This is a genomic window from Solwaraspora sp. WMMA2080, assembly GCF_027497395.1.
Lineage (GTDB): Bacteria > Actinomycetota > Actinomycetes > Mycobacteriales > Micromonosporaceae > Micromonospora_E.
Window position 1 is genome coordinate 4,132,462 of the sequence record NZ_CP114910.1, and the last position, 18,492, is coordinate 4,150,953.

The window sequence follows — 18,492 nt, forward strand, 5'->3', positions numbered from 1 at the left end:
CATGAGCGAGCCCGTCACGGGTGCGCCGATCACGGGTGCGCCGATCACGGGTGCGCCGTCGGACAGCCGGTTCGGGGCACTGCGGGAGCAGTTGGCGGACGCCGCGACGGCGTTCGCCGACTCGCCCGACGCGCTGACCGACATCCTCGCCGGCCTGGTCGACGACGTCGACCACGCGCTCGGCGAGGAGCTGGAGATCTTTCCGGTCTGCCATCACTCCCCGTCGTCGGCGCTGGCGATGGTCCGCCGGCTGCGCGACAAACAGCCCAAGGTGATCTATGTGGAGCTGTGCGAGGACCTGCAGCCGCTGCTGATCGAGCTGCGCAACTGCGAGCTGCCGGTGGCGTTGCAGGCCTTCGCCAGCGACCTGGACGGCTTCCCCGCCGGGGCCGGTCCGTTGAGCGTGATCGCGCCGATCACCGAGGCGTCCGCCGAGTACCAGGCGATCGCGTACGCGCTGGAGACGCCGGGGGTGGAGCTGCTGCTGGTGGACCGCTCCACCGACCACGTCTTCCAGTGGCAGTCCGACGACCGGACGGACCCGGCCGCCGCTGCGGACGGCGACGACGAACCGGCGCAGCAGAGCGGGCAGGGCCAGCAGCAGGGCCAGGCAGACGGCGAGGACGACGAGAAGGCGCTGCACGGCGACGCCGTCGGTGTCGGCATCGGCGACCTACGCCCCGGGTTCGCCGAGTTGGAGGCGTACCTGCTGCACCACGGCAAGGTGCGGCACTGGTCGGAATGGTGGGACCAGTACGTCGAGCAGCCGCTGATCGGCGCCGACCACGACACGTACCGGCAGGTCATGGTCATGATCGGCAGTCTGTTCCGGCGGCTGCGGCCGAGCGACGCGGCGCGACTCGACCGCGACGAGGACCGGGAACGCTACATGTGGACCCGGATACGCGAACACCTTGCCGCCTACGGTGCCAACCCGGCCGACTGCCTGTACGTCTGCGGCGCGTTCCACGCCGCCAGCCGGGTCGAGCAGTTCGGCGTCCGGTCGACCGCGCCGTTCGAGATCACCGCGCCGACCGGCACCAAGTGGCGGTACGGGCTGATCCCGTCCAGCCACTCGGCGATCGAGGCACAGTTCGGGCTGGCCGGCGGCACGGTGTCGATCGCCGCCAGCACCTGGCAGAAGGCGCTGACCGGCAGCAGGGTCACCCCGTACCGGCTGGCCGGGCAGCAGGGCGGGCGCAAGAGTTCGGCCCGCAAGCCGAAGAAGGCGGCGCGGCCAGCGACCGGCAACGGCGGCGGTACGGCGGGGGCCGCGGTCCCTGGTGACGACCGGCTCAGCGGCTTCCTGGCCGCCCCGAGCCGGCCCGGCGAGCTCGACGAGGCCGAGTTGCGCGGCTGGTCGGTCGACATCGTCCGGCTGGCCCGGCGCAACGGCTACCTGGCCAGCACCGCCGACGCGATCGCCATCTTCGAGACGGCGGTGCTGCTGGCCGGGATGCGCAACCGGCGCCGGCCCACCCCGTACGACTTCGCCGACGCCGCGGTCACCTGCATCGAGAAGGACGTGGTGCCGGGCCGGCGCGACGTCCGCCGGCTCTGCGAGATCATGTTCGGCGGTGACCGGATCGGTCGGGTCGGCTACGACGCGATGCCGCCGCTGGCCCGGGACGTCTACGACCGGCTGGCACCCATCGGGTTGGACCCGAAGCGGCGTACCGTCCAGCGGGCACTGCTGGACCTGCACGGGCAGCCGGAGCTGCGACCCTGCTCCGATCTGCTGTGGATGCTGCGACGGCTGCTGCCACCGGAGGTGGTCCGGCCGATCATGGGCGAGCGGCGGCTCGGCGAAAAGTCGGTCCAGGAGAGCTGGGACGTCGCGATCGGTCGCCACCAGCGGTCGATCATCGAGCTCGGCTACGAGGGCGTGACCATCGAGCAGGTGCTCGAACAGCGGCTGCGCCGCGCGGCCTGGGATCCGCAGGCCACGGCGGCACACGCCCTCGCGGCGGTCGAGGACTCACTGCTGTTCCTGAGCAACCGGCGGCTCACCGACGAGCTCGGTGCCCGGGCCGTGCAGTTACTCGCCGCCGAACGCACCGCCGACGGGGCACCGGAGGTGTTGCAGCGGATCCGGCAGCTGCTGGCGTACTACCGCACCAGCGGTGAGCCGGAGCTGCCGGCCTGGTGCCAGGACTTCGTCAGCACCGGGTACGCCCATTACTGCACCCTGCTGCCGACCGCGTTCGTCGACGACGAGACCGGGCTGCGGCAGGTGGCGGCAATGCTGGGCTTCCTGATGACCATGGAGAGCGTCGCCATGGCGTTGGGCTGCGACCGGACCCAGCTGGAGCTGGCGGTCCGCCAGTCGCATCCGGAAGTACCGGCGAAGATCGCGTTGCACTGGGCGGCGCAGTCCCAGCTCGGTCAGCTGCCGCTGGCCGAGCTGCGCGAGCGGTGCGCCGATCTGCTGGCCAGCCCGCTCACCGTCGGGACGTTCCCGCACTACCTGAGCGGGTTCGTGCAGGCGTTGGAGCCGGTGCCGACGTTGACACCGTTCGTGGTGGAGGTGCTGTCGGCGGCGTTCGGTCATCTGCCCGACCCGGTGCTGCTGCCCTGGCTGCCGATGCTGATCACCACGCTGCGCGAGCAGGCCGGCGAGTTGGTGCCGATCCTGGTCCGAGAGGCCGGCCGAACCTTCCCGGCCTCGCTGCCGGCGCTGGATTCCTGGGCCCCGCCGTGGGCCGCAGCCGCCCCGACCGCCACGCGGACCGGCTCGCCGGGCGACGTCGCGGGATCGGCGGCGGAGGCTGCCCGGTACGCGATGTCCGGGCCGGCACCGCAGCTGCTGGCCGAGTTCCCGCTGGCCGCTGTGGCGGTGGCGGACCTGCTGGACTGCGCGGCCGACCCGGTCGGTGCCGCAGCCGCCGCGCCATCGGCCACTGGGGCCGGCCGGGCCGGCGGGGATCTGGCGGTGGCCGACCTGCTGGAGCGGTTCCCGGCGAGCGCGGCCGGGGTCGCCGCCCACGTCGGACTGGTTCCGGCCGCCGGTTGACAGTGACCCGGGGGGGCGCCGGTGCCGGCGGTACGCCGCCGGCACCGGCGAGGGCGGGGCACTCGTACCCCTCGACATGCTAGGTTTGCCGCGTTGCAGTTGATTTCTTCATGCCGCCTGCCTGATCGCAGCCGGCAGCAGCCGGGCATTGGCAGATTCTGCCGGTCTCTCCGGACGGAGATTGATGAGTGCGGCAGCAGAGGTCCGCATGTCGCGGACCCGTCACCGGCTAGGAGCAGACATGGCAATCGGCACCGTGAAGTGGTTCAACGCTGACAAGGGTTTCGGCTTCATCACCCAGGACAGCGGGGAAGCTGACGTCTTCGCCCACTTCACCGCGATCGCGTCCAGCGGTTTCCGTACCCTCGAAGAAAACCAGCGGGTGGAGTTCGACGTCGAGCAGGGCCAGAAGGGCCTGCAGGCGGCCAACATCCGGGTGATCTGAGGTTGTCCCCGTCCCTTGGGACGCGACCGTTGACGGCGTCGTCCCAGGGCGGGCTGGCACCGGATCCCCTCCAACGGCAACTCTTCGACGACGCCGCCGGCACCGACAGCGGCGGAGCTGACCAGCTCCGACTGACCAGGGTGCCGCTCGCGGCGGAGATCCAGCTGTTCCTCGCCGACGATCCGACGCTGCTCTGGGCCCGGTTGGAGGCTGCCGCCGGCCGGCGGCTACCGCCGCCGTACTGGGCCTCGGCGTGGGCCGGCGGTCAGGCACTGGCCCGCTACCTGCTGGACAACCCCGGCCTGGTCGCCAGGCGGCGGGTGCTCGATGTCGCCTCCGGCTCCGGGCTGGTCGCCATCGCGGCGGCAATGGCGGGTGCGGCGACGGTCACCGCCAACGACATCGATCCGTACGCCGCGACGGCGATAGCGCTCAACGCCGTGGTCAACGACGCCCGGCTCACCACCACCGTCGACGACCTGCTCGACGGCACCGTGACCGAGGTGGACCTGGTGCTGGCCGGCGACGCGTTGTACAACGCCGAACTCGCCACCCGGGTGCTGCCGTTCCTCAGCCGGCTCGCCGACCGGGGCGTGCAGGTGCTGGTGGGTGACCCGGGCAGGGGCCACTGCGCCTTCGACCGGCTCGAACCGGTCGTCAGCTACCACCAGCTCAACGCGGGCGCCGCCGAGGACTCGTTGCTCGACCGCACCCAGGTACTGACCCTCCTGCCGCATCGCTGACTTGAAGTCAGCAAGTGAGCGCGGAAGCGGCGCAGGGCCGCCGCGTGGTCCCGGCGCGCCGGACGGCGCAACCGGGACCACGGCCAGCGGTCGCCGTACGGCTATCCGACCGGTACCGGCCCCGCGTTGCCGGGCAGCCGGGTCACGCTGGGCGGCAGCTGGGCCGCACCGGTGGACCGGCTCGCCGACGCGTCGGTCGGGCAGAGCGCGGTCAGCAGCAGCGTCTGCCAGGCGATGTCGACCGGGTGCGCGTCCGGGAACCCGATGTCGTAGTGACTGAGGTTGATGCCGGTGGACAGCTGGCGCGCACCGTCCCGGCTGTGCAGCGAGATCGTCAGGTGACCGAGCACCGCACCGTCGTGTCCCCAGAACTCGCCGCACGGCAGCGGCGCCGAGTAGATGCCGAGCCCGTAGCCGCCGAACTGCGGTGCGGACGGGTCGAACGGGACCGTGGTGAGCATCTCGTCGAGGGTGTCCGCGTCGAGCAGTTCACCGCCGAGCAGCGCCCGGTAGAACGTGTTCAGGTCGGCGGTGGTGGCGATCATCTCGCCGGCGGTCCACGCCCAGCTCATGTTGAACTCGCCGAGGTCACGCACACCGTACGACGCGAAGTAGGCGCCACCGTGCGGGCCGCGGATCGTCGGGTCGACGCCGGGGAAGTAGGTGCCGGTCAGCCGCAGCGGCCGCAGGATCCGCCGCTGCACCTCGGTGGTGGGGTCGTTGCCGGTGACCGCCTCGATCAGCAGGCCGGCGAGGATGTAGTTGGTGTTGGAGTAGCTGAACATCGCGCCGGGCGGGTTGGTGCGCGGCATCGCCAGGCCCGTCGCGACCAGGTCCGCCGGCGGGTACGTGGTGACCTGCATCTGGTCGATCGCGGCGTACGAGGTGAGCATCGCATTCGTGTAGTTGCCGATGCCGCTGGTGTGGTTGAGCAGCATCCGTACCGTGACCTGCTCGCCGACCTCGCCGGGCACCGTCTCGGGCAGCCACTGCCCGATCGGGTCGTCGAGCCCGAGCCGGCCTTCGTCGACCAGTTGGAGCACCGTGGTGGCGACGAACGTCTTGGTGATGCTGCCGATCCGATGCCGCATCCACGGCTGCATCGGGCGGGGTTTGGTGGCGTACGCGTGGCCGGCGGCGGCCTGCCACTCGTGTCGGCCGTCGCGGACGGCGGCCAGGACGCCGGGTACGCCGGCTTCCGGCACGTCGTCGAGTACGGACTGCAGCTCGGCGCGGTCGATAGCGCCGCCGGACGAGCCGCCCGACGCGTGTCCACCGGCGGACGGGCCGGTTGACGGGCTGGGTCGCGCGGCGGCGGACGCTGGCACGACGGCGATCGCCGCCACCAACGTCACGCTGGTGGCGGCGACCCGGAGTGTCCTAAAAAGGCTAGACATATTTACATGTTGACGGCCTAGCCGGTGTGACGCATCGTGCTCAGGTGCGAGAGCCGGCTCCCGCTGGCGGACGACCCGGCCTCGAGCCCGTCTGCCGCCGTACGGTCAGCAGCAGCAGTGCGACGCCGAGCGCCACCGCGACCGTGCCGACACCGGCGGCCGTGCCGACCGGCGCGCCGGTGATCGGCAGGTAGTCGCCGTCGCCGGCCCCGCCGCCACCCGGTTCGTCGTCGGGATCGTCGCCCGCACCGGTGAAGACGATGGCGACGGTGTTGTTCGACGGGTCGGATTCGGTCGACGGCCCGCCACTGTCGGCGACGACCGTTCCGTCCGTACCCGGCGTCGATTTGATCTTGAGTTGGAGGGTGTGGGTGATGCGCCCGCCGCCGGACGCGGTGGCCGGGAAGAGGCTCTCGAAGTTGCACCGCAGCGCCGGTGACTCGGGCAGCCGGGTGCCCGGCTCACCCTCGGTGTAGCACCAGTCGGACGGCAGCAGGACGGTGCCCGACGGCGCGGTGACGGTCACGCCCGGACCGCCGCCGTCGGACGGCCCGTTGTTGACGACGGTGAAGGTCAGGTCGACGGTCTCGCCCGGCTCGCCGGTCACCGGCTCGGCCGTCACCGCGATGTCGAACGTGTTCGGCTTGGTGTGTACGGCGAAGTAGTCGACGTTGTCCTCGGTGTCGATCTCCTCGGTGTCGATCTTTTCGAGGAGCGACGCCGCCGAGCGGCCGGCCGACGCCTGGGCCTTCGCCAGCGCCTCGTTGATCGACTTCCCGCCGGCCGTCGACGCCCGTGCCTGCGCCTGCGCCGGGTCCTCAGCGACCAGCCGCGCCTCGAACGACCCGCTCGTCTCGCCCGGACCGGCCAGGTTGTTGCCGAAGTACAGGTCGAACAGCGACTCGCCCTGCTCGTCGACGAGGAACAGGGTCTCCCCCGGCGCCAGCGGGATGGTCAGTGCGCAGCTGACCCGACTCGGGCCGTACGCGTACCCCTCCGTCTTCGGGTCGTTCGGCCAGTAGGAGGTGTAGTCACAGTCGGTGTACTCGTCGACGAAGCCGACTCCGGTCGGCAGGTCCAGCCCGATCGTGTAGCTGTCGGCGGTGCTGTCACCCTCGTTGAGCACTGCGGCGTACAGCGGGGCGGTGTCGCCCGGCCCGACCGGATCCGCTGCGCTGTTGATGTCGTCGACCATGGCGACCAGGTCGGGGCCGGAGGCCAGTACGGTCACCGGGAAGGTCTCGGTGTTGTTGGCCGGGTTGGCGTCCTGCTCGGCCGAGCTGATGGTGACGGTCATGGTGCCGGCGTCACCCGGCGTGGCACCGGCCCGGCTGACCAGCCGCACCGGGTAGATGTGGTCGGTCAATCCGGCGGCGAGGGCACCGTACGCGCAGCTGACGACCCGGTCGGCGATCTCGCAGCCGGGGTGGTAGGCCGCAGCCAGCTGAACCGCGTCGTCGACGCCGGTGGCGTCGACGACGATGGTCACGTCGCTCGCCGGCGCATCGCCGTAGTTGTAGACGTACATGCCGAGGGTGACGCCGGAGTTGTCCACCTCGGCGACCGGCTCCCGGTCGAACGAGACGAACAGGTCCGGCCCCGGGTTCTGGGCGGCGGCCGGAGCGGCCGCGGCAACGACGAGGGCACCGGCGAGCAGGGCGCCGGCTCCGAGCCGGCGCCAGCCGGCTGCGTTCAGCATCATGATTCTCCTGTGGACGGGACAGAGCCGGACTCTATCGACAGTCCGCGAGGTCTGCTACCCCGATTCCGCCACCGGGACCAGATTGCGTCCGAGATTTCACCCGCGCTTCGAACTACTCCGCAGCTGCTCGAAGTCGGTGGTCAACGCGAACGGGTCGGCCACCCGTACCGGCTCCCGGCGGTGCATCTCGGCGGCCAGCTCCCGCCCGGCGCGGGAGATCCGCCCGCGCAGCGCCCAGACCTGGTCACCGCCGTCTGCGGCCTGGTCGCCGACCTTCTCCCCGGCCCAGTCCTCGGGGCCGGCGAAGACGGCGGTCGGCAGCACCACCGCACGCAGGTAGGCGAACATCGGCCGCAGGGCATGCTCCAACGTGAGCGAATGCCGGGCGGTGCCGCCGGTGGCACCGATCAGGACCGGCTTGTCGAGCAGCGCACCCTCCGGCAGTACGTCGAAGAAGGCCTTGAACAGCCCGCTGTACGCGGCGTTGAACACCGGACTGACCGCGACCAGTCCGTCGGCGGCCGCCACCGCGTCCAACGCCTGCTTCAACGTCGGTGCCGGGAAACCGGTCAGCGTGTTGTCGACCACCTCGTGGGCATGGTCGCGTACCTCGATCACCGTCGTCTCCAGCTGCCCGCCGAGGCCGGCCAGCTCGTCGCGGACCGCCGCGGCGAGCTGGTCGGCGAGCAGCCGGCTGGTCGACGGCTGGCGTACTCCGGCGGTGACGACCGCCAGCCGACGGCGGCTGGTGCTCGTGGTCATCGCCGTCACACCGAAGCCGGCGCGGCCGAGTCCGCGTCAGCCGTACTGTCTGCTGTGCTGCCGTCCGCGGCGGCGACCAGGGAGGCGTGGGTGGGTGCGTCCGGCACGTGTGCCGGCCGGCCCACTGCGAACTCGCGCCGCAGCACCGGCACGACCTCCTCGCCGAGCATGTCCAACTGCTCCAGCACCGTCTTCAACGGCAGTCCGGCGTGGTCGATCAGGAACAGCTGCCGCTGGTAGTCGCCGACGTACTCGCGGAAGGTCAGCGTACGGTCGATGACCTGCTGCGGGCTGCCGACGGTGAGCGGAGTCTGCGAGCTGAAGTCCTCCAACGACGGACCGTGCCCGTAGACCGGGGCGTTGTCGAAGTACGGCCGGAACTCGCGCACCGCGTCCTGCGAGTTGCGGCGCATGAACACCTGCCCGCCGAGGCCGACGATCGCCTGGTCGGCGGAGCCGTGGCCGTAGTGGGCGAAGCGTTCCCGGTAGAGGCCGACCATCCGCTGGGTGTGCTCCTTCGGCCAGAAGATGTGGTTGGCGAAGAAGCCGTCGCCGTAGTAGGCGGCCTGCTCGGCGACCTCCGGGCTGCGGATCGAGCCGTGCCAGACGAACGGCGGTACGCCGTCGAGCGGGCGCGGCGTCGAGGTGAAGCTCTGCAGCGGGGTACGGAACTTGCCCTGCCAGTTGACGACGTCCTCGCGCCACAGCCGGCGCAGCAGGTCGTAGTTCTCGATGGTCAGCGGGATACCGTTGCGGATGTCCTGGCCGAACCACGGGTAGACGGGGCCGGTGTTGCCGCGCCCCATCATCAGGTCGACCCGGCCGTCGGCCAGGTGCTGCAGCATCGCGTAGTCCTCGGCGATCTTCACCGGGTCGTTGGTGGTGATCAGCGTGGTCGCGGTGGACAGCAGCAGCCGCTCGGTCCGGGCCGCGATGTAGCCGAGCATGGTGGTCGGCGACGACGGCACGAACGGCGGGTTGTGGTGCTCGCCGGTGGCGAAGACGTCCAGGCCGACCTCTTCGGCCTTGAGCGCGATGGCGACCATGGCCTTGATCCGCTCGCGCTCGGTCGGCTCCCGACCGTTGGTCGGGTCGACGGTGACGTCACCGACGCTGAAGACGCCGAACTGCATGGTCTGCTCCTCCTCGCGGCGAGGGCCGGTTGGAATTCCCTCGGACTACCCGGCCAAACATAGTTGCTGCGTCAACTATTCCGCGAACGCGCCGTCGATGAGGTGGGCCTCCAGCGCCCGTAGGAACCGCTCGATGTCGTCGGTCGAGAAGTAGGTGGTGTCGGCGGTGAGCGCCAGCCCCAACCCGTCCGGCCGGTCGACGATCTCGATCCGGGTACGCCAGGTAAACCGCTCGATCCGCTGGGCGAGCCGGAACGTGGTGCCGGCCGACGCGCCACGTACCGCCGCCTCGTCGATGTCGCGGCCGAACAGGTCGCTGTCCGCCGACAGCCGGATGTCGTTGAGGTAGCAGTGCGGGTTCACCCCGGTTGCGTACGGCAGGCCGGCCGCGCCGAACGCGTCGCTGAGCGCCTGCGGGTCGTAGTAGGCGTGCCGGTACCCGTCGAGCGCCGCCCGCCACACCCGGGGCAGCAGGGACGCCATCCGGCGGTCGCCGGTCAGGTCGACCGGCACCAGGGCCAACTGGTTCAGCTTGGCGATCGCCTCCGGGTAGCCGTCCAGCATCCGGTTGTTGACCATCGTGTGCATGCCGACCAGGTCGTTGCCGGAGCATTCGCCGACCACCAGCGCCGCCGCCGCGAGCAGCACCGTCGAGGTGGTCGTCCGATGCCGTACGGCGAGCATCCTGGTCGCGGTGTCCGCCGCCGCCGAGGTCAGGACACCCCGCCGGAAACGCGGGGTGGCCGGCTCCCGCTGCGGCATCCGGGTGTCGCGCGACAGCCGGCGGGTCACCTCCACCCAGTACGCCGCCGCCCGCGCCGACCGCCGCCGGTGGCTCTCCCGCTGCTCCAGGTCGGCGACGTCCGCCGACTGCAGACCGGGTGCGTCGTCGATCCGGCTCCGGGCCAGCAGCAGCCGCAGGTCGCGCAGCACCAGCTCGGCCGCCCGGAAGTCGACCGTGGTGTGGCTGAACACCACCACCACCTGATGCGGTACGCCGTCGCGGGTCACCACCGCGACGCGCTGGGGCCAGTCGTCGGCGTGCGCGAACGGCTCCGCCGCCAGCTCGTCGGCGACCCGCTGGGCGACCGCCGCCGGATCCGCCGACCCGCCGCCCGCCGCGTCGCCGGAGTTGCCGCCGGATTCGGCCGGCACCACCAGCACCGGTAGGTCACCCCGGTCGGCGACCAGTTGACGGGGCTCGTCGCCGGCCAGCTCCAGCCGGGTGCGCAGCGCGGTGTGCCGCACCATCAGGGCGGCGATCGCCGCGTACACCCGCTCCGGGTCGGAGCGTGCCCGGCGGGGCACGGCGACGTGCCGTTTGAGGGCGAACATGGTCTGGCTGGTGCCGTGCCGCCGGAGCGCCATCCACAATGCCCGCTGGCCCCAGGTGATCGGGGCGGTGCGCGCCGGATCCGGCGCGACGAACGACACCGTACGGCGGCCCAGGGTCGACAGTTCGGTCACCACGTCGACCAGTATCAGTGAATGTGCTGTCACCCGACAGGGTCGAGTAAGCGCTTTCCCTCGACCGATCGGCCGATGATCTCCACCTGGGCGGTAGTCTCCGGCAGGTGCCCCACCACACGCGCGCGCCCCACCAAATCCGGGACCGGATCCGACTGCTCTTCGTCAATACCCAGGAACGCGCCGCACTGACCGCCCTCGGCCTCCCCAGCTATCCGCAGTGGATCGCCGAGGCGACCGGGCTGGACCCGACGCAGATCGTCACCGTCGACGTCGCCGACGGGCAGCCGCTGCCCGACACCATCGAAGCCGACGCGGTCATCGGCGGCGGCTCCGGGCACTCCGCGTACGAACACCTGCCGTGGATCACCCGGACCAAGGAGTTCTTCCGCGCCGCCGCTGCCGCCGGCGTACCGGAGCTGCACATCTGCTGGTCACACCAGGCCCGCGCGGAGTCGATCGGCGGCCGGGCGGCGATCGGCGGGCACGGCCGCCGGTTCGGCGTCGACACGGTACGGCTGACCCCGGCCGGTCGGCTCGACCCGCTGTTCACCGGGCTGCCCGACGAGTTCGACCTGTTCACCTCGCACGTCGATGTGGTCGAGCAGGTGCCGGCGCGGGCCGTCGAGGGGGCGGTCGTCGAGCTGGCGTACAGCCGGGTCTACCGCAACGAGACGCTGGCCATCGGCCCGACCGTACGGACGATCCAGGCCCACCCCGAGATCACCGCGAGCATCATTTCGGCGCTGGCCCGCAGCCGACGCGGCGCGCTGGTCCGCGAAGGCTGGATCGGCCCGGACGACGCCGACCTCGACGCCTTCACCGCCACCCTGTACGCCCGTGAGGCGCAGATCGTCGCGACCTCTCGGCGGCTGATGGCCAACTGGCTGCGGTACCACGTCCGCCCGGGTGTCCGGCCCGACACCGCTCCGACCGGCACGCCGTCCGCTGGTGCTGGCGTCGGTGTCGCCGCCGGTGCTGGTGTCGTCGCTGGTGCTGGTGCTGGTGTTGGTGCTCATGGCGGGGTGCCGGCGGCGGTCGGCGGCGTGTTGTGAGCGTCGTCCTGCCAGCGGCGCGCAGCAGCGCCGAAGCACGCCTCTACGTCGAGCTGCATCCGTGCGGCTGCGGTGAAGCACGGTTCGAGCCGCAGGTCGAGGTGGTCGCGCTCACCGACGGCGACCTGGCCACCCGCTACCAGGGCAGCTGTGCCGGCTGCGGCACCGCACGGGAGTTCCTGTTCCGGCTGCCCGCCGAGCCGGTGCACCCGCCGGCAGGCGCTGCTTTTTCGTACGGTGGCCCGGAGCCGTCGCAGCTCATCGACCCCGGCGAGTGGATTGCCGTCGCCGACCGGTACGCCGCCCTGGTCCCCGCCGACTTCGCCACCGCCGGGCCTGCCGCTCCCGGGCCTGCTGCTGCCGGGCCTGCTGCTGCCGGGCCTGCTGCTGCCGACCCGGTCACGCTCGATCCAGCACAGCGGCGGCGGGCCGCGGCTGCCCTGTCCCGGGCCGTCGCCGCGCTCGACGAGGCGATGAAGTTCATCCCGGCCGACGCCGACGAGGTGCCGGCCGACACCATCACCAGCGACACGGGACGACGGATGCGACGACGCGAACCGGGCCGGTTCCGCCGCGACCGCCTCACCGCCCTCCGCGACACCTACACCGCCCCTCTGCAGGTCAAACGACGCTGATCCTGAGTAGTGGAAGGCTGGCGCAGCTCGGCTCAACCACCGGGCTCTGCTGGTCGGCGGCCGGTCTCTTCTCTCGAAAACGATCAGGACGATCGTGAGCATGAATGTTGATTCACTATGAACTCAACAACACGCCCCAAGATGACTTAGAGTCAACTCACGACACATTTTCTGCATCACCCCGCCCAACTGGAGGCAGCGTGTCGGTAGGCAAAAGGTTGGTCGCATTCTCAGCAGCCCTCACACTGACACCGAAGAGGACTACCGAGACATAGTAAGGATGGCCGCCGAGGCGGCGGAGATCTGAAGCCAACCAAGGGCAGCAATGACTAGTTGCGGACGCTGGCGCGACATTCGCGCGGCCCACATCGAGCGATCCGGTGGCGAGCAGGCCGTCGAGTCCGGTAAGCAGGAACTGCCTGCCACGGCGGGCCTGCCTGGCCGCGAGGCCGCTGTGGCCGACTCGGGGCATGGGCACGGGTCGCTGGAAGAGACGGTATATCTGATGGCCAGCCTCGCCAATGCTCGGCGGTTGGCCGAAGCGGTCGAAGAGCTACGCGACGGCGGCGGGGAGATTCACGACCTGATTGACCCTGGCCACAGCTCGGGCGGGGTCGCCGGCAACTCAGCACCGCGCCGAGGTGAGGCTGAGATACCTTAAGTTCGCGTTTTAACGTGCGTAAGCCTCACCTCGACGGCTCCCGGCTACAACAGGCTGGCCGGGAACCCACCCCGGCGACGCCCATCGCCGTGGCATGCAGGCGACACTGTCGGCATGCGTCCCTCCATCACCATGGCCGTCGTAGGCGGGCTACTCGCCGTGCAAGGCTGCGCTGTCACTGCTCTCGCCCCCGAGGCGCCCCCGCCGACCCCAACCGTCGGACAGCCCGTGGTGTTGGATGCCCGCGTACCGGGTTGGCAGACCGCCGCCTGGCTCGCTGAAGACTCGTTCTGCGTGCGCGTTGCCCGCGTCGACGAGAAGCGCAGGGAGGGCAAGGAGAACGAGTTCGTCTTCTGCGATCCGGCGCCGGAGGCTTTGGACACGGTCGGTCCGCCGCTGCTGCCCACCAAGCCGATGCCGTACGTCGCCCCGCTTGACCCGCAGCAGCGGAAGATCATCCTGGTCGGGTCCGTACGCGGTGCCGTGACCAGCGTGTCCGTGACCATGTTCGGCCAGACCGCCACGGCCGCCGTACACCGGCTCCCCGCCACCCGAAGTCGCCAGATCGGCGCGTACGCGGCCTGGCTTCCCCGTAGCGAGCATGAGCGCGACGGGATGAACCTCTCCGACATCACCGCCGTCGTCGGCCGCGACGCCGACGGCCGCGTCGTGACCCAACTGGACTGACACCAGCGGAGGCACCGGCCAACTTGGGGAGCCGAGCCTCTGGAGCTCGGCCCGCTGCTGGGATGTTGGATCAGTGGTGCTGCTTGGCGAGCTCGACGAAGGAGCGCCAGGCGGACGGGCCGAAGATCAGCATCGGGCCGCTACGGTCCTTGGTGTCCCGAACCAGGACCCGACCGGGCAGGTTGTCGGCCACCTCGACGCACGAGCCGGCTTCGGAGTAGGTGCTGGTACGCCAACTGGGTGCGCTGCTCACTGGATCATCTCCACCGATCGACGTCCACTCCTGGGCAGTGAGGTGCCAGAGAGACGGAGTCTCGATGCACACCGTCTCAATGAAGGGCAGCTCCCGAGAGAGCTGCGACCCGGCCGCCGCCGCCAGGTCGACATCCGCAAGCTGACCGGGCCTCAATGAAGGGCAGCTCCCGAGAGAGCTGCGACAGGGTACCGATTTTACCCCTCCTGACCTGCGGCGGAGCGAGCGGTCCGCGAAGGGTCCGCCTGGAGAGAGCACGACGACAGCCCAAACGCCACCGACGTCCACTCTCGAACAGTACTTGAGCTGCGTAAACAGCTCCGCGAAGGGTCCGCGCTCACGGACGGCATGACGGAGCCTTCGCAGCGCAGAGCGAACCGACCAACCCGGCCGGCGATCAGGCGGCCCTGACTCACCGCGTCCGGCGCGCGATGCAGGAGCGCCGACCCTACCGAGGCAGGGTCGGCGCTCTCCGGCTGTCTCGCCGAGATAGCCGTCAGGCCGTCAGTGGTGGCGCTTCGCCACCTCGATGAACGAGCGCCACGCGGACGGGCCGAAGGCCAGGGTGCCGCCGTCGCGGTTCTTGGTGTCCCGGACCAGGACCCGTCCCGGAAGGTTGTCGGCCACTTCGACGCAGTTGTTCTGTCCGTTGCTCCGGCTCGACGTGAACCAACGAGCCGCTGAAACGTCGCCAGTGATCACTTGCCCATCTCCTTCATCGCGTCCCTGATTGCCTGCCTCGACGCCCGCTCATCCAGCGAGGCGTCCCAGATGTTGCTGAATGCTCCCTCGTACCGGTCGATCTCATGCGGCTTGTCCAGGAACAGAGCACCGGTGAACCCGTCGACGTAGACCGTGGGCGGTTCCGTCGCCTGGCCGTTGCCGTTGGTGGGAAACTCCAGCACGACGAACGGACCCGACATGATGCCGGCGTGCATCCCGACCGCGAACGGCAGCACCCTGAGTGCCACGTTCGGCATCTCGCTCACGGCGATCAGCCGTTCCAGCTGGGCGCTCATGACCTCCCGCCCGCCCACCGGCCGCCGGAGGATCGACTCGTTGAGCACCACCCTCAGCTCCGGTGCCGCGACCGGTCTGGTGAGCAGCGTTTGCCGAGCGATTCGGAGTTGAACCCGTCGGCCGATCTCGCGCGGCTCCGTGCCGGGGTTGTCGGCCTCGATCAGCGTGCGGGCGTAGTCCGCAGTTTGCAGTAGTCCTGGCACGAGCTCAGCTTCGTACCACCGCAACTGACTGCAGGACTCCTCCAGGCCGATGTAAACGTCGAAGCCCTCGTTGATTATGTCTGCGTAAGACAGCCACCAGCCCTTGCTCTTGGTCTCCTTGGCGAGAGCCATGAGCGATGTCGTCGTCTCGGCCAACGCGCCGTAGACGCGGCACATCTGCTCGACGTCGAGTGACCGCATGGACGTCTGCCCGGTCTCGATCCGCCAGATCTTCGCTTCGCTCCACTCCAGAGCGGAGGCGGCGGCTCTGACCGTGAACCGGGCCTGCATCCGGAGATCACGCAGGCAGCGACCCAGTTGCCGTCTCGGCACCGTTGACCCTGTCGCTCCTTCCGCCACGTCTCATCCTCCGCTCCTCGCCTCACGGTGAGGCGACCCTGTCACTCAAGATGAAAGCACCCGTACGCCTGTTTTGCAATGCATGCTTCGCTCTCTATGACGTACTTCTGGGTGCCCTAAATGAAGTCTTGTAGATCGATACACGCAGTGCTCTACTCGTCTTCGGTACCTGGGCGTGCCGCACCGCCCAGCAGCCGGCGAGGGGTCGCCCGAGCAGGCACATGTCGTCGGTCCCGCTCGACTCGAAGGGGGCATTCCATGGTGAAGCCGCTGATGTACGGCTACCTGCGGGTGGACCTCGACGCCCTCGACGGCGACATCCGGCAGATGGAACTCGCCCTCAAGTTCTGGGCCGAGCAGGAGGGCTACTGCTTAGCGGGGCTCTTCCATGAGTACGACACCGCGCTGAACCGCCCCGCCCTCACCGCACTGATCGAAGAGATCGGCCGCTCCGACGCCCGGCGCGTGATCACGCCCAGCCTTGCGCACCTCTCCACGCACCCGGTGGTCCAGCGCCACCTTCTCGACGCGCTGGAAGACACCGGCGTCCAGGTCCATACCCTGCAGGAGGAACTAGACCCATGAGACTGCCGCTGTACGGCTACATCCGCCTACTGCCGCCGCACGCCAACACGAGCAACGCCATCGTGGACCAAGCCGAGCGACGCATGCAGCAGTTCGCCGACAGCCACGGCTACGACCTGACCGCTGTCTTCATCGAACGCGCGACCAGTCGAGCAGCGTTCGACCGCCTGATGCATGACCTCCTCGTCGAGGACGCCCACCACGTCATCGTCCCCGCCCACGAAACCCTCTCTGCACACCACAGCGACCTCTTCGACGACCTGATCGAGGAACTACACGCGGCAGACGCGCTCATCTTCGATCTCGAAGCCATCGACACCTGCGACAGGAGGATGCGGCCATGCTAGGAATCGGGGCAGTCGTCGGCGCGGCGCTGCTGGGCTTCTGCGCCGGGCTGTGGTCATTCAAGGTCAAGTCCAGGTGGTGCCCGGACTGCGGGCGTACGACCTACCCGATAGCGGATCGGCCCGGTGAGTAGCCGGCTGCTCGCCACGCCGGAGCCGAAACCCGGCGACGTGCTGATCATCGGCCGGCAAGCCAGCGTCCAGTTCGCCGACGACCGCGCCATCCGACTCCGGGTCATCGCCGTCGACCGCAAATGGACCTACGACGGGTGGATCTGGCTGGCCGGATACGTCATCGACCGGTACGGCAACGCCGCCGAACGGCGGGAGATATTCGTCCAGCGCCACGGACTCTACCGACTGCCCCGGCGCGCAGAAACCCGACCATCGACCAATTGATCAAGGGAGAGAAATGATCACCGAAATGCTACGTGACTGGTGGCTACGCTGGCTCGACTGGCGCTCCGGCCGGTCCACAGCCTCCCACCGGCTGCACCACCTGCGACGCGAGCTGCACCAACAACGGCAGACGACATCGGCCCGTCACCGCCGACTCGACGGCAACCGGGGACACCACTGGTCCACCGAGGCGACCGAACTGGTCCCCACCCTGCGCCCGTTGATGACCTACGGCCAGCAACTCGGCTACCGGGTCCTCCCGCACGGCTCACCCTGACCGGCCCCCTCCCCCTACACCCGCCGAGCCGGGATCATCAAGATCATGTGAGGCTGAGATACCTTTCGACCGGCTCGGGTTCAAGGGGTCGTCGCAACACCTGAGTTGATCAAGGGAGTTGCGATGTCTAGATCACTGCCCCGGTTCCGGCGGGTCGCGTTCTGGGACGCCGTCCGGCTGGGGATGTCGAACGAGGAGGCGGGACGACACGCCGGGGTCACCCATCCCACTGAGCTGCGGTGGTTCGCCCAGGCTGGTGGGGTGAAGAGCAACGGACCTCGAGCGGCGTCGGGCCGCTACCTGTCGTTCGATGAGCGGGAGGAGATCGCCCTGGCCTTGGCGCGGGGCGAGTCGCAGCGGTCGATCGCGACCCGGTTGGGTCGCTCGCCGTCGACGATCTGTCGGGAGGTCACCCGCAACAAGGGTTGGCGGGGCCCCTACCGGGCCGGACCTGCCGAGAAGATGACCAGGCAACGGGCAAGACGGCCGAAGGTCGCGAAGCTGGCCGCCGACGAGCGGCTACACATGGTGGTGCAGCACTGGTTGACGTTGCGGTGGTCACCGGAGCAGATCAGTCTGCGGCTGGTGGCCGCGTTCCCCGACGATGAGAGCATGCGGATCTCACCGGAGACGATCTACCAGTCGTTGTACGTGCAGGGCCGGGGCGCGTTGCGGCGGGAACTGGCGGCGTGTCTGCGCACGGGGCGGGCGTTGCGGCGGCCGCGTCGGCGTGAGCGTGAGCGGCGGGGCCGGTTGTCGGACATGGTCAACATCCGGGACCGGCCGGCGGAGGTCGCCGACCGGGCGGTGCCCGGCCACTGGGAGGGCGACCTGATCATCGGCCGGAATCAGGCGTCGGCGATCGGGACGTTGGTGGAGCGGTCGACCCGGTTCTGCATGCTGCTGCACCTGCCCGACGGGCGCGACGCGGTGCAGGTGCGGGATGCGTTGATCGCGGCGATCCGGACAATGCCCGAGCAGTTGCGGCGGTCGGTGACGTGGGACCAGGGCCGGGAGTTGGCCCGCCACGTCGAGGTGTCGATCGCTGCCGGGATCGACATCTACTTCTGCGATCCGCACTCGCCGTGGCAGCGGGGTAGCAACGAGAACACCAACGGGTTGCTGCGGCAGTACTTCCCGAAGGGCACCGACCTTTCTGTCCACAGTGCCGAGCATCTCGCCGCTGTCGCCGCCGAGTTGAACGGGCGCCCCCGTAAGACACTCGGTGTCCGCACCCCGGCCGAGGCCCTCGCCGAGCTACTATCAGCCCCGTCAGCAGCATGAACACCCACTGTTGCGACGACCGGTTGAATCCGCCCCGGTCGAAAGGTATCTCAGCCTCACATGGTGG

19 protein-coding genes and 1 pseudogene are annotated in these 18,492 nt (G+C 69.8%); 12 read left to right on the plus strand and 8 right to left on the minus strand.

The window, feature by feature from the left end; translation table 11 throughout:
- The first annotated feature begins 1 nt into the window (after position 1).
- From O7543_RS18770 to O7543_RS18780, 3 genes are all read left to right on the plus strand, one after another.
- Positions 2-3,013 (plus strand): DUF5682 family protein, encoded by a 3,012-nt coding sequence (locus O7543_RS18770; RefSeq protein ID WP_281552649.1) that lies wholly within the window; start codon positions 2-4, stop codon positions 3,011-3,013.
- Positions 3,014-3,254: 241 nt separating this feature from the next.
- The gene (locus tag O7543_RS18775) at positions 3,255-3,458 is read left to right on the plus strand and encodes a cold-shock protein (RefSeq protein ID WP_123604240.1); all 204 of its coding nucleotides are present in this window, start codon (positions 3,255-3,257) and stop codon (positions 3,456-3,458) included.
- A 53-nt stretch (positions 3,459-3,511) separates the two neighbouring features.
- Positions 3,512-4,201 (plus strand): 50S ribosomal protein L11 methyltransferase, encoded by a 690-nt coding sequence (locus tag O7543_RS18780; RefSeq protein WP_348650140.1) that lies wholly within the window; start codon positions 3,512-3,514, stop codon positions 4,199-4,201.
- Positions 4,202-4,302: 101 nt separating this feature from the next.
- Here O7543_RS18780 and O7543_RS18785 read toward each other — a convergent pair whose 3' ends face one another.
- From O7543_RS18785 to O7543_RS18805, 5 genes are all read right to left on the minus strand, one after another.
- Entirely contained in the window at positions 4,303-5,427 is a 1,125-nt protein-coding gene (locus tag O7543_RS18785) for a serine hydrolase domain-containing protein (RefSeq protein ID WP_281555786.1), read from the minus strand.
- Between the two features lie 211 nt (positions 5,428-5,638).
- Positions 5,639-7,300: a peptidase gene (locus O7543_RS18790; RefSeq protein ID WP_281552647.1), complete on the minus strand. Its 1,662-nt coding sequence runs from the start codon at positions 7,298-7,300 to the stop codon at positions 5,639-5,641.
- Positions 7,301-7,396: 96 nt separating this feature from the next.
- Positions 7,397-8,062 carry an FMN reductase gene (locus tag O7543_RS18795; RefSeq protein WP_281552646.1) on the minus strand — a complete coding sequence of 222 codons (666 nt, stop codon included), beginning with the start codon at positions 8,060-8,062 and terminating at the stop codon, positions 7,397-7,399.
- Between the two features lie 5 nt (positions 8,063-8,067).
- Positions 8,068-9,195 carry an LLM class flavin-dependent oxidoreductase gene (locus O7543_RS18800; RefSeq protein WP_281552645.1) on the minus strand — a complete coding sequence of 376 codons (1,128 nt, stop codon included), beginning with the start codon at positions 9,193-9,195 and terminating at the stop codon, positions 8,068-8,070.
- 75 nt (positions 9,196-9,270) lie between these two features.
- Entirely contained in the window at positions 9,271-10,665 is a 1,395-nt protein-coding gene (locus O7543_RS18805; RefSeq protein WP_281552644.1) for a condensation domain-containing protein, read from the minus strand.
- Positions 10,666-10,769: 104 nt separating this feature from the next.
- On the opposite strand from O7543_RS18805, the gene O7543_RS18810 reads away from it, so the two are divergent.
- From O7543_RS18810 to O7543_RS18820, 4 genes and pseudogenes are all read left to right on the plus strand, one after another.
- On the plus strand, positions 10,770-11,717 hold the full coding sequence (locus O7543_RS18810; protein ID WP_281552643.1) for a type 1 glutamine amidotransferase: 948 nt from the start codon (positions 10,770-10,772) through the stop codon (positions 11,715-11,717).
- The gene (locus tag O7543_RS18815; RefSeq protein WP_281552642.1) at positions 11,714-12,352 is read left to right on the plus strand and encodes a hypothetical protein; all 639 of its coding nucleotides are present in this window, start codon (positions 11,714-11,716) and stop codon (positions 12,350-12,352) included. The genes O7543_RS18810 and O7543_RS18815 overlap by 4 nt, the downstream gene beginning before the upstream one ends.
- A 325-nt stretch (positions 12,353-12,677) precedes the next feature.
- Positions 12,678-12,779 (plus strand): annotated as a pseudogene (locus tag O7543_RS30240) (transcriptional regulator); the annotation flags it as partial.
- A gap of 348 nt (positions 12,780-13,127) precedes the next feature.
- Positions 13,128-13,700 carry a hypothetical protein gene (locus O7543_RS18820; RefSeq protein ID WP_281552641.1) on the plus strand — a complete coding sequence of 191 codons (573 nt, stop codon included), beginning with the start codon at positions 13,128-13,130 and terminating at the stop codon, positions 13,698-13,700.
- Positions 13,701-13,770: 70 nt separating this feature from the next.
- Here the strand turns inward: O7543_RS18820 and O7543_RS18825 are convergent, their stop codons facing one another.
- The 3 genes from O7543_RS18825 to O7543_RS18835 all read right to left on the minus strand — a co-directional run bounded on the left by O7543_RS18825 (position 13,771) and on the right by O7543_RS18835 (position 15,509).
- On the minus strand, positions 13,771-13,953 hold the full coding sequence (locus O7543_RS18825) for a DUF397 domain-containing protein (RefSeq protein ID WP_281552640.1): 183 nt from the start codon (positions 13,951-13,953) through the stop codon (positions 13,771-13,773).
- Between the two features lie 504 nt (positions 13,954-14,457).
- The gene (locus O7543_RS18830) at positions 14,458-14,655 is read right to left on the minus strand and encodes a DUF397 domain-containing protein (protein ID WP_281552639.1); all 198 of its coding nucleotides are present in this window, start codon (positions 14,653-14,655) and stop codon (positions 14,458-14,460) included.
- Positions 14,652-15,509, minus strand: coding sequence for a helix-turn-helix transcriptional regulator (locus O7543_RS18835; RefSeq protein WP_281552638.1), 858 nt, complete (start codon positions 15,507-15,509; stop codon positions 14,652-14,654). Before O7543_RS18835 ends, O7543_RS18830 begins: the two co-directional genes overlap by 4 nt.
- Before the next feature lie 285 nt (positions 15,510-15,794).
- On the opposite strand from O7543_RS18835, the gene O7543_RS18840 reads away from it, so the two are divergent.
- The 5 genes from O7543_RS18840 to O7543_RS18860 all read left to right on the plus strand — a co-directional run bounded on the left by O7543_RS18840 (position 15,795) and on the right by O7543_RS18860 (position 18,425).
- Positions 15,795-16,121, plus strand: coding sequence for a recombinase family protein (locus O7543_RS18840; RefSeq protein ID WP_281552637.1), 327 nt, complete (start codon positions 15,795-15,797; stop codon positions 16,119-16,121).
- The gene (locus O7543_RS18845) at positions 16,118-16,468 is read left to right on the plus strand and encodes a recombinase family protein (RefSeq protein ID WP_281552636.1); all 351 of its coding nucleotides are present in this window, start codon (positions 16,118-16,120) and stop codon (positions 16,466-16,468) included. The genes O7543_RS18840 and O7543_RS18845 overlap by 4 nt, the downstream gene beginning before the upstream one ends.
- 123 nt (positions 16,469-16,591) lie before the next feature.
- On the plus strand, positions 16,592-16,864 hold the full coding sequence (locus tag O7543_RS18850; protein WP_281552635.1) for a hypothetical protein: 273 nt from the start codon (positions 16,592-16,594) through the stop codon (positions 16,862-16,864).
- Between the two features lie 13 nt (positions 16,865-16,877).
- Positions 16,878-17,141: a hypothetical protein gene (locus O7543_RS18855; RefSeq protein WP_281552634.1), complete on the plus strand. Its 264-nt coding sequence runs from the start codon at positions 16,878-16,880 to the stop codon at positions 17,139-17,141.
- A 123-nt stretch (positions 17,142-17,264) separates the two neighbouring features.
- A complete protein-coding gene (locus O7543_RS18860; RefSeq protein WP_281552633.1) occupies positions 17,265-18,425 on the plus strand; it encodes an IS30 family transposase in 1,161 nt (386 codons plus the stop codon).
- Positions 18,426-18,492: the final 67 nt, after the last annotated feature.

Bases quoted from the DNA above. Each gene is read 5' to 3' on its own strand.
- O7543_RS18770 (WP_281552649.1), top strand. From the start codon at position 2: ATGAGCGAGCCCGTCACGGGTGCGCCGATCACGGGTGCGCCGATCACG.
- O7543_RS18775 (WP_123604240.1), top strand. From the start codon at position 3,255: ATGGCAATCGGCACCGTGAAGTGGTTCAACGCTGACAAGGGTTTCGGC.
- O7543_RS18790 (WP_281552647.1), bottom strand. From the start codon at position 7,300: ATGATGCTGAACGCAGCCGGCTGGCGCCGGCTCGGAGCCGGCGCCCTG.
- O7543_RS18795 (WP_281552646.1), bottom strand. From the start codon at position 8,062: ATGACCACGAGCACCAGCCGCCGTCGGCTGGCGGTCGTCACCGCCGGA.
- O7543_RS18800 (WP_281552645.1), bottom strand. From the start codon at position 9,195: ATGCAGTTCGGCGTCTTCAGCGTCGGTGACGTCACCGTCGACCCGACC.
- O7543_RS18820 (WP_281552641.1), top strand. From the start codon at position 13,128: ATGCGTCCCTCCATCACCATGGCCGTCGTAGGCGGGCTACTCGCCGTG.
- O7543_RS18840 (WP_281552637.1), top strand. From the start codon at position 15,795: ATGGTGAAGCCGCTGATGTACGGCTACCTGCGGGTGGACCTCGACGCC.
- O7543_RS18845 (WP_281552636.1), top strand. From the start codon at position 16,118: ATGAGACTGCCGCTGTACGGCTACATCCGCCTACTGCCGCCGCACGCC.
- O7543_RS18855 (WP_281552634.1), top strand. From the start codon at position 16,878: ATGATCACCGAAATGCTACGTGACTGGTGGCTACGCTGGCTCGACTGG.
- O7543_RS18860 (WP_281552633.1), top strand. From the start codon at position 17,265: ATGTCTAGATCACTGCCCCGGTTCCGGCGGGTCGCGTTCTGGGACGCC.